The following is a 13,126-nucleotide window of genomic DNA, read 5'->3' as shown; positions in this document are numbered from 1 at the left end:
TAATGTCGAATATGCGAACAATAACCTTTGACGGTATCGTAATTGGTGGCGGCGGCGCGGGCATGCGCGCGGCGTTGCAGATGGCCCAGTCCGGCTTCAAGACGGCGGTGATCACCAAGGTATTCCCGACTCGCTCGCATACGGTATCTGCCCAGGGCGGTATTACCTGTGCAATTGCCAGTGATGACCCCAATGACGATTGGCGCTGGCACATGTATGACACCGTCAAGGGCTCCGATTATATCGGTGACCAGGACGCTATCGAGTATATGTGCTCGGTGGGTCCGGAGGCGGTATTTGAGCTCGAGCACATGGGCTTGCCGTTCTCGCGTACCGATGAAGGCCGTATCTACCAGCGTCCGTTCGGTGGCCAGTCCAAGGACTTCGGTCGCGGCGGTCAGGCGGCACGTACCTGTGCGGCTGCGGACCGTACCGGTCACGCGCTGCTGCACACCCTTTATCAGAACAACGTCAAGCACAACACCGTATTCCTGAACGAGTGGTTCGCGGTAGACCTGGTGAAAAATCAGGACGGTGCGGTAGTCGGCGTTATTGCCATCTGTATCGAAGATGGCGAAGTGGTCTTCATCAAGTCCAAGGCTACAGTATTCGCCACTGGCGGTGCTGGTCGTATCTTCGCCTCCACCACCAATGCGCATATCAATACCGGCGACGGCGTGGGTATGGCCCTGCGCGCAGGTGTGCCGGTGCAGGATATGGAGATGTGGCAGTTCCACCCCACCGGTATTTACGGTGCCGGAACCCTGGTCACCGAAGGGTGCCGCGGTGAAGGTGGTTACCTGATCAATAAGGACGGCGAGCGCTTCATGGAGCGCTATGCACCCAATGCCAAAGACCTGGCCGGACGCGACGTGGTCGCCCGCTCCATGGTGTTGGAGATCCTCGATGGTCGCGGTGCCGGCCCCAATGGCGATCACGTATTCCTGAAACTGGACCACCTGGGTGAAGAGCTGCTGCACAGCCGCCTGCCGGGTATCTGTGAACTGGCCAAGACTTTCGCACACGTGGATCCGGTACACACCCCGATCCCGGTTGTGCCCACCTGCCACTACATGATGGGTGGTATTCCGACCAACGTGCATGGCCAGGCCCTGACACAGGACGCCTCCGGCAACGATCAGGTGATCGAAGGCCTGTACGCCTGTGGTGAGGTTGCGTGTGTTTCTGTACACGGTGCCAACCGCCTGGGCGGTAACTCCCTGCTCGACCTGGTGGTATTCGGTCGCGCCTCTGGCCTGTTCATCGAGAAGGCCCTGCGCGAAGGCATCGAGAACCGCGAAGCCTCCGAGTCCGATATTGAAGCCGCCATGGCGCGCCTGAACCGTCTCGAGACCACCAACGACGGTGAGCGTGCGGCAGGGCTGCGCAGCGAACTGCAGAATGTCATGCAGAACCATTTCGGCGTATTCCGCCGCGGCGACTATATGGCCGACGGTGTGAAGAAACTGGAAGACCTGCGCGAGCGCATTGCCAATGTTCGCCTCGACGACAAGTCCCGTGCCTTCAATACCGCGCGTATCGAAGCGCTGGAACTGCAAAACCTGCTGGAAGTGGCTGAGGCCACTGCGATCGCTGCGGAAGTCCGCACCGAGAGCCGCGGCGCGCATGCCCGCGAAGACTTCCAGGAGCGCGATGACGAAAACTGGCTGTGTCACTCCATGTTCTTCCCAGGGGAGAAGCGGGTAGGCAAGCGTGCCGTGAACTTTGCGCCCAACACCGTAGATGCTTTCGAACCGAAAGCGCGTACCTACTAATTCGGGAGCGGAAAGAATATGTTGAAAGTAAGCATTTACCGTTACAACCCGGAAACCGATTCTGCGCCCTACATGCAGGATTACGAGCTGGATACCCAGGGCAAGGACCTGATGGTGCTGGACGTGCTGGAGTTGCTCAAGGCGCAGGATCCTACCCTGGCCTATCGCCGCTCCTGTCGTGAGGGCGTGTGTGGCTCCGACGGTATGAATATTTCGGGCAAGAATGGCCTGGCGTGCATCATGCCGATCTCCGAGGCGGCACCAAAAGGCAAGCTGGTACTGCGCCCGCTGCCCGGGCTGCCGGTCATTCGTGACCTGGTGGTGGACATGGAGCAGTTCTACACCCAGTACAAGAAAATCGAACCTTACCTGCAGAACGATACCCCGGCGCCGGCGATTGAGCGTCTGCAGTCTCCGGAAGATCGCGCAAAGCTGGACGGCCTGTACGAGTGTATTCTCTGTGCCTGCTGTTCCACCTCTTGCCCGTCCTTCTGGTGGAACCCCGACAAGTTCATTGGCCCGGCTGGTCTGCTGCAGGCATACCGGTTCCTCGCGGACACGCGCGATGAAGCCACCGATGAGCGTCTCGGTAAACTGGATGACCCGTTCAGCGTGTTCCGCTGCCATGGTATCCAGAACTGTGTGAATGTTTGCCCCAAGGGGTTGAACCCCACCCGGGCAATCGGCCACATCCGCAATATGCTGATAACCCGCGCAGTTTAGTGGGGCTTGCCCCACACGGGAACGCGGGTTCCCATCGACAATAATCACAATTAGGTCGACACCAATGCCGGTGTCAGGCTTATACGAAAAAGGGGAGGTGTCTTTTCAGCGCCTCCCCTTTTGTGAGTGAACGACAGGAAAGAGCGGCGTGAAATTCAAGGGTGCGCGCCGTCAATTGAGGTAGGCATTAATGCACGAAAGCACAATGGAGGAGCTCTGGCGTACTTCGCATATCTCCGGTGGCAACGCCGGATACGTGGAGGAGCTGTACGAGACCTATCTGCACGACCCCAGTGGTGTTCCGGAAGAATGGCGCAGTTACTTTGACAGCCTGCCGCGGGTCAATGGCGGTGACGTCTCGCATGCGGCCATCCGTCAGCACTTTGAACTGCTGGCGAAGAACCGCACCCGCCCCCTCGCTGCGCCCGGCGCCGGCTCCGTCAATGTGGAGCATGAGCGCAAGCAGATTAAAGTTCTGCAACTGATCAATTCCTACCGCCACCGTGGCCACAAGAAAGCGACCTTGGATCCCCTCGGAATCATGGCCCGCGAACAAGTGCCGGATTTGCAGCTGAACTACCACGGCCTGACCGAAGGCGACTTCGATACCACCTTCCAGACCGGCGACCTGTTCTTTGCGAATGGCGAGGCCACTCTGCGGGAAATCGTGCAGGGCCTGGAAAATACCTACTGCGGCAACCTGGGTGCAGAGATCATGCACCTGTCCAACCTGGACGAGCAGCAGTGGTTCCAGCAGCGCCTGGAGCGCAGCCAGTGCAAGCCAAACTTCGGCAATGACATCCGTACCGAGATACTGCAGCGCCTGTCCGCCGCGGAAGGCCTCGAGCGTCACCTGGATTCCAAATACCCGGGCACCAAGCGATTTGGTGTTGAGGGCGGCGAAAGCCTGATCCCGCTGATGGACGCGCTGATTCGTCGCTCCGGTACCTATTCGGTCAAGGAAATCGTGATCGGCATGGCCCACCGGGGTCGTCTGAACACCCTGGTGAATATTCTGGGCAAGAACCCGGCGGATCTGTTCGAAGAGTTTGAGGGCAAGAAAACCCTCGATACTTCCGGTGACGTGAAGTACCACCAGGGCTTCTCTTCCAATGTGATGACCCCCGGTGGTGAAGTGCACCTGGCACTGGCCTTTAACCCGTCGCACCTGGAAATCTGTGCGCCGGTGGTGGTGGGCTCCGTGCGTGCCCGCCAGGATCGCCGCGGCGACAGCGCCGGCGAGAAGGTGATGCCGATCAACATCCACGGGGACGCCGCGTTTGCCGGCCAGGGCGTGGTGCAGGAAACCCTGCAGATGTCCCAGACCCGCGGCTATTACACCGGCGGCAGCATTCATCTGGTACTGAACAACCAGGTGGGCTTCACCACCAGCAAGCGCGAAGACGCCCGCTCCACCGAGTACTGTACCGATGTGGCGAAGATGATCGACGCCCCGGTGCTGCACGTAAACGGTGACGATCCGGAAGCCGTGGTGCTGGCTGGCCTGCTGGCGGTGGATTACCGCTACGAATTCAAGAAAGACATTGTCATCGATCTGGTGTGTTACCGCCGTCGTGGCCACAACGAGACTGACGATCCCTCCGGCACCCAGCCGCTGATGTACCAGACCATTCGCAAGCACAAGACGGCGCGTACCCTGTATGCGGAAAAGCTGATTGCCGAAGGGGTTCTGGACAAGGCAGCCGCCGACAAGCTCGCCAATGACTACCGCGACAAGCTGGACCGCGGTGAAGATGTGGCGACGGGCCTCGTCAAAGAGCCGGACTCCTCCATGTTTGTGGACTGGCGCCCGTACCTGAACCACGAGTGGACCGCCGAAGGCGACACCAGCTTCCCGCTGACCAAGCTGAAAGACGTTGCCACGCGCATGACCACCGTGCCCGATGGCATTGTCATGCAGCGCCAGGTCTCCAAGATTTATGACGATCGCCGCAAAATGGCGGGCGGTGCACTGCCCCTGAACTGGGGTATGGCCGAGACTTTGGCCTATGGCACATTGCTGGAGCAGGGCTATATGGTCCGCTTCACCGGTGAAGACGTGGGTCGCGGTACTTTCTCGCACCGCCACGCGGTCATTCACAGCCAGAAAGACGGCCAGAGCTACGTCCCCCTGCAGCACATGCACGAGGGCCAGCCACGCTTCGACATTTACGACTCGCTGCTGTCGGAAGAAGCGGTCCTGGCGTTTGAATACGGTTACGCCACCACTACCCCGAAATCCCTCGTGGTGTGGGAAGCGCAGTTTGGTGACTTTGCCAACGGTGCCCAGGTGGTTATTGACCAGTTCATCACCTCCGGTGAGCACAAGTGGGGCCGTATGTGCGGCTTGGTGATGCTGCTGCCACACGGCTACGAAGGTCAGGGGCCGGAGCACTCCTCCGCGCGTCTGGAGCGTTTCATGCAGCTGTGTGCCGAGCACAACATCCAGGTGTGTAACGCCACCACGCCGGCACAGATCTTCCACCTGTTGCGTCGTCAGGCAATCCGCCCGATGCGCCGCCCGCTGGTGATCATGAGCCCGAAATGGATTCTGCGTCACAAGCTGGCTACCTCCAGCCTGGACGAACTGGCCAGTGGCCAGTTCCACAATGTGATCCAGGACGATGGTGTTGATCCCGCCAAGGTGAAGCGCCTGATCATCTGCTCCGGCAAGGTTTACTACCATCTGCTGGAAGCGCGTATGGAGCGTGAGCAGGAAGATGTTGCGCTGGTACGCCTGGAGCAGCTGTATCCCTTCCCAGACGACGAATTCCTGTCTGCGGTCTCCGCATTCAAGAATATTAAGAGTGTGGCCTGGTGTCAGGAAGAGCCCATGAACCAGGGCGCCTGGTACTCCAGCCAGCACCACCTGCGTCGCCTGCTGAAAGAGGCACATCCCAAGCTGGAGCTGGAATATGTTGGCCGCGCAGCGTCTGCTGCACCGGCGGCGGGCTATATGTCCACCCACCTGGAAGAACAGAATACGTTCATCAATGAGGCGCTGACTGTCAAATAAGGCAGCAGTACAACGAAGAGCAATCTCAGGAAACAGGAACAATGACCATCGAGATTAAAGCGCCAACTTTCCCGGAATCTGTTCAGGACGGCACCGTTGCCACCTGGCACAAACAACCGGGTGAAGCCGTGTCCCGCGATGAACTGATCGTGGATATTGAAACCGACAAAGTGGTGCTGGAAGTTGTCGCACCCGCAGACGGCGCCATCAGCGAAATTATCAAGGGCGAGGGCGACACCGTCCTGTCCAACGAAGTGATCGCCAAGTTTGAAGAAGGCGCAGGTGCTGGTGCCGGTGCAGCTTCTGAGGCCCCGGCCGCAGAACCCGCCGCCGAAGCCCCGGCTGCAGGCGGTGAGAAAATTGCCATGCCTTCCGCCAAGAAAATGGCGGCAGAAAAAGGCGTAGACCTGGCCGGTGTTGAAGGCACCGGTAAAGGTGGTCGCGTACTGAAAGAGGACGTGATGAAAGCGGGCACTGCACCGGCTGCTGCCGCTGCACCGGCTGCTGCCGCCCAGGTTGACGTGGCTCCTGGCGAGCGTGTTGAGAAACGCGTTCCTATGACCCGCATGCGCAAGCGCATCGCCGAGCGCCTGCTGGATGCCTCGCAGTCTACCGCCATGCTCACCACGTTCAACGAAGTGAACATGAAGCCGATCATGGATCTGCGCAAGAACTACAAAGACCTGTTCGAGAAGACCCACAACGGCACGCGCCTGGGCTTCATGGGCTTCTTTGTAAAAGCTGCTGTTGAAGCGCTCAAGCGTTACTCCGCAGTGAATGCCTCCATCGACGGCAACGATATCGTTTACCACGGTTATCAGGACATCGGTGTCGCGGTTTCTTCTCCGAAAGGCTTGGTGGTTCCGATTCTGCGTAATGCGGAAAACATGGGCCTGGCGGACATGGAGAACAATATCCGTGATCTGGGCCTGCGCGCGCGTGACGGCAAGCTGTCCATCGAGGAAATGACCGGTGGCACCTTCACCATCACCAACGGTGGTGTGTTTGGCTCCCTGCTGTCGACGCCGATCCTGAACCCACCGCAGACTGCAATTCTCGGTATGCACAAGATCCAGGAGCGCCCGATGGCGGTCAACGGCAAAGTGGAAATCCTGCCGATGATGTACCTGGCGCTGTCTTACGACCACCGCCTGATCGATGGCAAGGAAGCGGTAGGCTTCCTGGTTGCGATCAAGGAAATGATCGAAGACCCGGCTCGAATTCTGCTCGAAGTTTAAGCTCAAGTTTTGGAGAAAGGGCGGTTTACCGGGTTTATCGGTAGCCGCCCGACGCATATGAGCCTGTAAATAGATTCAGGCATCAGCGGCAGCAAGACCGCCTCAGGAGAGCCGGGCAGACTCCCGGCCATGCGGAAACACCGCATTCGTTGAATCCTTTCAAATTTGGAACAGACCATGTCAGAAAAATTTGACGTAATAGTAATTGGCTCCGGCCCCGGTGGTTACGTCGCTGCAATCCGTGCGGCACAGCTGGGCCTGAAAACTGCCTGTGTTGAAAAGTGGACCAACAAACAGGGTAAGGTCGTCAACGGCGGCACCTGCCTGAACGTGGGCTGCATCCCTTCCAAGGCGCTGCTGGACAGCTCCTGGAAATACCACGAAGCCAAAGACGATTTCGAAGTCCACGGTATTGACGCCGGCAAGGTCAAAATTGACGTTAAGAAAATGATCAGCCGCAAGGACGATATCGTCAAAAAGCTGACCGGTGGCGTCGCTGGCCTGTTTATGGCCAACAAGGTGACCTCGATCGAAGGTACCGGCAAGCTGGTTTCCGGCAAGAAAGTAGAAGTCACCGATCACGACGGCAAGACCACCACTTACGAAGCCGAAAATGTCATTCTGGCATCTGGCTCTGTGCCGGTGAACATCCCGCCGGCGCCGGTTGACGATAAAATCATCGTTGACTCCACCGGTGCACTGGAATTCACCGAAGTGCCCAAGCGTCTGGGTGTGATCGGTGCTGGTGTTATCGGCCTGGAGCTCGGTTCTGTATGGAACCGCCTCGGTTCCGATGTTGTGGTCCTGGAAGCGCTGGATAACTTCCTCGCCATCATGGATCAGCAGATCGCCAAAGAATCCCAGAAGATCTTCAAGAAGCAGGGCCTGGATATTCGTCTGTCCTGCCGCGTTACCGGCTCTGAGGTAAAAGGCAAGGAAGTTGTCGTTACCTATCAGGACAAAGACGGTAAAGAGCATCAGGAAACCTTCGACAAGCTGATCGTGTGTGTGGGCCGTCGCCCTTACACCGAAGGCCTGCTGTCGGAAGACGCCGGCGTGAAGCTGGACGAGCGCGGCTTCATCTACGTCAACGATCTGTGCATGACCTCCGCTCCGGGTGTCTGGGCGGTCGGTGACGTGGTGCGCGGCCCGATGTTGGCCCACAAGGCCTCGGAAGAAGGTGTTGTGGTTGCCGAGCGCATTGCCGGTCAGAAGCCGATGATGAACTACGACGTGATCCCGAACGTGATCTACACCCACCCGGAAATCGCTGCAGTTGGCCGTACCGAAGAACAGGTCAAGGCCGATGGCGAACCCTACAATGTAGGCGTTTTCCCGTTTGCCGCCTCTGGCCGTGCCATGGCAGCCAACGACACCCACGGTATGGTGAAGATCATCGCCCACGCAGAAACCGACCGCGTACTTGGCGCCCACATTGTTGGCCCGTCTGCCGCGGATCTGGTGCAGCAGGTAGCCATCGCCATGGAATTTGGTTCCAGCGCAGAAGACATCGGCATGACCGTGTTCGGCCATCCGACCCTGTCTGAAGCGGTGAAAGAAGCCGCGCTGGCAGTGAACGGTCACGCGATCCACATCGCGAACCGCAAGAAGCGCAAGTAAGGCGGAGACGCAAGTCTCCGTTAGTGGCGGGCCATCTGGCCCGCCGATTCATTTCAAAGTCCTGGACTTGTAACAAGTCAGTTTCAGGGGTTTGTTTTAAGGTGCAGAGCAATCTGCAATTGGTAAACACATTTCAAATGTGAATTGGTATTGACTATGAACTTGCATGAGTATCAGGGCAAACAACTGTTTGCAGCATACGGATTGCCGGTTTCCAAAGGCATCGCAGCGGAAACCCCGGCAGCAGCAGCAGCGGCAGCAGACGAAATCGGTGGCAACAAGTGGGTTGTTAAGGCCCAGGTACACGCCGGTGGCCGCGGTAAAGCAGGCGGCGTTAAGCTGGTAGATTCCAAAGCGGAAATTGAAGAATTTGCGAAGAAGTGGCTGGGTAACAACCTGGTTACTTACCAGACAGACGAAAACGGCCAGCCGGTATCCCGCATTCTGGTTGAGAGCTGCACCGACATCGACCAGGAACTGTACCTGGGCGCGGTTGTAGACCGTTCCACCCGTCGCATCGTATTCATGGCCTCCACCGAAGGCGGTGTTGAGATCGAGAAAGTTGCGGAAGAGACTCCGGAAAAAATCCTGAAAGCCACCATCGATCCGCTGGTAGGCGCTCAGCCTTACCAGGCACGCGAGCTGGCGTTCAAACTGGGTCTTGAAGGCGACCAGATCAAGCAGTTCACCAAGATCTTCATGGGTCTGGCGAAAATGTTTGAAGAGAAAGATCTGGCCCTGCTGGAAATCAACCCGCTGGTAATCACTCCAGAGAAAAACCTGCACTGCCTGGATGCGAAAATCGTCATCGACAGCAATGCCCTGTACCGTCACCCGGACCTGCGTGAAATGCACGACCCTTCTCAGGAAGACGAGCGCGAAGCACACGCTGCCAAGTGGGACCTCAACTACGTAGCGCTGGATGGCAACATCGGCTGCATGGTAAACGGTGCTGGCCTGGCTATGGGTACCATGGACATCGTCAACCTGCACGGCGGCAAGCCGGCCAACTTCCTGGACGTTGGTGGCGGCGCGACCAAAGAGCGCGTGGTTGAAGCGTTCAAGATCATCCTGTCTGACGAAAACGTGAAGGCAGTACTGATCAACATCTTCGGCGGTATCGTCCGTTGCGACATGATTGCTGAAGGCGTTATCGGCGCGGTGAAAGAAGTTGGCGTTACGATTCCGGTTGTTGTTCGCCTCGAAGGTAACAACGCAGACCTGGGCGCCAAAGTACTGAGCGACAGCGGTCTGAACATTATCGCTGCCACCAGCCTGACCGACGCGGCAGAGCAAGTGGTTAAAGCTGCGGAGGGTAAATAATCATGTCAGTACTGATTAATAAAGACACCAAAGTAATCTGTCAGGGCTTCACTGGCTCCCAGGGTACTTTCCACTCCGAGCAGGCTATCGAGTACGGTACAAAAATGGTCGGCGGTGTAACCCCGGGCAAAGGCGGCCAGACTCACCTGGGCCTGCCGGTATTCAATACCGTGAAAGAAGCCGTCGAAGCCACCGGCGCAGAAGCCTCCGTAATCTACGTACCGGCGCCTTTCTGTAAGGACTCCATCCTGGAAGCAGCCAACGGCGGCATCAAGCTGATCGTGTGCATCACCGAAGGCATTCCTACCATGGACATGCTGGATGCCAAGGTGAAGTGCGACGAGCTGGGCGTACGCCTGATTGGCCCGAACTGCCCGGGCGTGATCACTCCGGGTGAGTGCAAAATCGGCATCATGCCGGGCCACATCCACAAGCCGGGCAAAGTGGGCATCGTATCCCGCTCTGGTACCCTGACTTACGAAGCTGTAAAGCAGACCACCGACCACGGCTTCGGCCAGTCCACCTGTGTGGGCATCGGCGGCGACCCCATCCCGGGCTCCAACTTCATCGACATCCTGGAAATGTTCCAGAACGACCCGCAGACCGAAGCGATCGTAATGATCGGTGAGATCGGCGGCTCCGCAGAAGAAGAAGCGGCTGCGTACATCAAGGAAAACGTCACCAAGCCGGTAGTTTCCTACATCGCTGGTGTAACCGCTCCTCCTGGAAAGCGCATGGGCCACGCTGGTGCGATCATCTCCGGTGGTAAAGGTACTGCAGACGAGAAGTTTGCGGCACTGGAAGACGCCGGTGTGAAAACCGTCCGCTCCCTGGCGGAAATCGGTAACGCACTGAAGGAAGTAACTGGCTGGTAATCAGCGTTTATTTCTGAGTTGAAAAAGCCGCCCTCGGGCGGCTTTTTTTATGTCTGAAGATCGGGAATCTGGCACTGGTGAATTAGATGTAAACCGGTCAGGAGTGCATTTTTTGAGCGCCCCTGAGCCATCTGTACCGTATTCAGCAGCCTATGGCTCGTGTGCACAGAATGAGATAGTCTAACTCACTGATTTATAAAGAAATGGTGTGGCCGAAAAGAGCCATTGGGAATTCTAGAACAAGAGCCATAGGCTTCTTTTTTCTATCGTCAAATCAAGCTCTGCTTGGCAACTAATTGATTATTAAAGATTTTTTAAATCGTTATGAATGCGCCGCCAGAGAACAGCAGCCTGGTGATAAGAAGCCTTAGGCGTATGAATAAAACTGTTATGTGAGCACAAGGATTGAGCTATGAGCGTAAATCTGAAAGAGATAGATGGGGTAAAAATTCAGCCAAAACATTTAGCCTTATGTCATTGCGGCTCTGTAAAAATTGAACTGGATCTACCTGATGGTCTTATAGATCTTCGGCGTTGTGATTGTTCTTTATGCCGTAGAAGAGGCGCAATTGCCGCGTCAGTTTCGCTAGATGGTATTACTGTCTTAGAGGGGCAGGAGCATTTAAAGCTCTATCAATTCAACACCAACACAGCGAAACACTATTTCTGCGGAAACTGCGGAGTTTATACGCATCATCAGAGGCGCTCCAATCCAACTCAATACGGGTTCAATGTGGCGTGTCTAGAGGGTATAAACCCGCTAAAAGTAGAGGGTATTCCAACGTACGATGGTGTAAACCATCCGGCGGACCAAGGGTAACCCACATAACAATCACGGGCAGTGATGCTCCGGCCCTTCGGGCCTCCGCGGGACGGCTTACCTTATGCACGTTTTACGCGGGTCGCTTCGCTCCCATTTTCGCGTAAATCGCGCATAAGGTAAGCCGCCCCTGCCGTGGGCGTTAATTGCTCACTAAATTTGTATGAGCTGCGAGGAAAGGATGCTTCGAAAATTTTTGATCAGCTCGGTGTGCGTATACCTTGGCGTGGGACTCGTGATTGGTCTATTTCTGTATAATCAGGATCTAAATACATTTGAATGCCTTGCTCCTGATGAGCCACATGGATATATAACAATATTCAGGTCAAGTGGCGGAAATCCCGATCCGGAAAAATGTACATCACATGGAACTCGATTAAAGTCGCTCATAAAAATTCCAGCAGCAATGGCAATCGGGCCGCCATTGATAGTTTATTCTGTTTTACGCAAACGTGCGGAGCGAGAACTAATTAATGAGCGAGGAGCCGGCAATTAACAAGGCCAGGCAGTATGCTACGGGCCTTCGGCCCTTCGCGGGACGTTTTACCTTGTGCGCTTTTTGCGCGGTCGCTGAGCTCCCATTTTCGCGCAAAAAAGCGCACAAGGTAAGTCGCCCCTGCTGGCGGCGTTAAGTGCCCAAGGAGAATCAAGAATTGTTCGAGTCGAGTGAGCTGAATGAAATTCTAAATGTAGAGCTAGCTCGTGGTAACGAAGTAGCTGAAGCTTCTGGATGGCCTCCAAAGTGCAAAAATTTAGTAATCCTGAAACGTCGCTTTCACAAGCCCTATAAATCCGAGGCTTTGGAGTACCGGAAAATAAATGACCCGCATTACTGGTTTGCGGAATATTCAACAATTAATAATGTGGAGTGTCTAGCGTGCAAGTAGCTCAGCACTTAACAAGGCCAGGCACAATCGCCCCTTCGGGGCTGGACCTCCGCACTGCGTGCTCCGGCCTGTGCTGGCGGCGTTATGTATAGGAACCATCATGGTTGAGTTTTCCTTCCAAGGAGGTCGTGGCGGTGTGATCTCGGGAAAAATCGACGGTCGGACCGGTCATATGGAGTGGGAAATGCTTATTGGCGAGATCAATTTCGTCGTATACCGCGGCAGCGGGTGCTGGCCCGGCAAAGAGAAATTGAAAATGTCTGAATTTGAAGAGGCTCGGTTCCTAGAAGAATTCGCTAATTGGGCAAAGCCAAAGAAGTTTAACTATGAAGTCGAGTAAGCCAACATTGTGCAACATTACATAACAATCACAGGCAGTAAAGCTCCGGCCCTTCGGGCCTCCGCGGGACGGCTTACCTTATGCTCGTTTTGCGCGGGTCGCTTCGCTCCCATTTTCGCGCAAAACGTGCATAAGGTAAGCCGCCCCTGCTGTGGGCGTTATAAGGCATAAAGAGCATGGCATCGTACAAGGAATTTGTTGCGCTAATTGACCAGGTGCTTGGTGAAATCAAGTCAAGGAGCCCGGAGCATGGATCGCTGGAATGGTATTTAAGCAACCATATATCTAAGCTTTCTGAAAACTGCCATAAGTCCAATAGTGCCAGCGAAGTTAGTAACAGCATCAAGTCATTAATGCGGTTTGCTGCTGACAGTCTTGATTGGGATTCAGAGTTATCGAAAAAGGTAATCCAAATCTCTGAGTACCATTCCGGCTTAATCAAAGGCGCAGAGTAAATGCCTTATAACAAGTTGCTGCACGCTGACACATACTGCTACGCTCGTTTTTGT

Annotated in this window: 10 protein-coding genes; all 10 read left to right on the top strand. The window is 55.9% G+C overall.

Annotated features, from left to right (window positions below; genetic code table 11):
* Positions 1–2: 2 nt before the first annotated feature.
* Entirely contained in the window at positions 3–1,775 is a 1,773-nt protein-coding gene (gene sdhA, locus JF535_RS15595; protein WP_066962773.1) for a succinate dehydrogenase flavoprotein subunit, read from the top strand.
* A gap of 18 nt (positions 1,776–1,793) precedes the next feature.
* Positions 1,794–2,498 carry a succinate dehydrogenase iron-sulfur subunit gene (locus tag JF535_RS15590; protein WP_207004000.1) on the top strand — a complete coding sequence of 235 codons (705 nt, stop codon included), beginning with the start codon at positions 1,794–1,796 and terminating at the stop codon, positions 2,496–2,498.
* 190 nt (positions 2,499–2,688) lie between these two features.
* A complete protein-coding gene (locus JF535_RS15585) occupies positions 2,689–5,514 on the top strand; it encodes a 2-oxoglutarate dehydrogenase E1 component (RefSeq protein ID WP_207003998.1) in 2,826 nt (941 codons plus the stop codon).
* A gap of 41 nt (positions 5,515–5,555) precedes the next feature.
* Complete coding sequence (odhB, locus tag JF535_RS15580) at positions 5,556–6,752, top strand: 2-oxoglutarate dehydrogenase complex dihydrolipoyllysine-residue succinyltransferase (RefSeq protein ID WP_207003996.1); 1,197 nt, start codon at positions 5,556–5,558, stop codon at positions 6,750–6,752.
* Between the two features lie 177 nt (positions 6,753–6,929).
* Positions 6,930–8,372, top strand: a complete 1,443-nt coding sequence (gene lpdA / locus JF535_RS15575; RefSeq protein ID WP_207003993.1) for a dihydrolipoyl dehydrogenase — start codon at positions 6,930–6,932, stop codon at positions 8,370–8,372.
* A 156-nt stretch (positions 8,373–8,528) separates the two neighbouring features.
* Complete coding sequence (gene sucC, locus JF535_RS15570) at positions 8,529–9,695, top strand: ADP-forming succinate--CoA ligase subunit beta (RefSeq protein WP_207003992.1); 1,167 nt, start codon at positions 8,529–8,531, stop codon at positions 9,693–9,695.
* A 2-nt stretch (positions 9,696–9,697) separates the two neighbouring features.
* Positions 9,698–10,570: a succinate--CoA ligase subunit alpha gene (gene sucD / locus JF535_RS15565; RefSeq protein ID WP_078086032.1), complete on the top strand. Its 873-nt coding sequence runs from the start codon at positions 9,698–9,700 to the stop codon at positions 10,568–10,570.
* Positions 10,571–10,982: 412 nt separating this feature from the next.
* Entirely contained in the window at positions 10,983–11,390 is a 408-nt protein-coding gene (locus JF535_RS15560; protein WP_207003989.1) for a GFA family protein, read from the top strand.
* Positions 11,391–12,377: 987 nt separating this feature from the next.
* On the top strand, positions 12,378–12,617 hold the full coding sequence (locus JF535_RS15555) for a hypothetical protein (RefSeq protein ID WP_207003987.1): 240 nt from the start codon (positions 12,378–12,380) through the stop codon (positions 12,615–12,617).
* A gap of 176 nt (positions 12,618–12,793) precedes the next feature.
* A complete protein-coding gene (locus JF535_RS15550) occupies positions 12,794–13,072 on the top strand; it encodes a hypothetical protein (RefSeq protein WP_207003985.1) in 279 nt (92 codons plus the stop codon).
* Positions 13,073–13,126: the final 54 nt, after the last annotated feature.

Origin of the sequence: Microbulbifer salipaludis (assembly GCF_017303155.1) — a bacterium.
Classification (GTDB): Bacteria; Pseudomonadota; Gammaproteobacteria; order Pseudomonadales; family Cellvibrionaceae; genus Microbulbifer; species Microbulbifer salipaludis.
The sequence above is the reverse complement of the archived record's forward strand: the minus strand, read 5'-3'. Positions and strand labels throughout refer to the sequence as shown.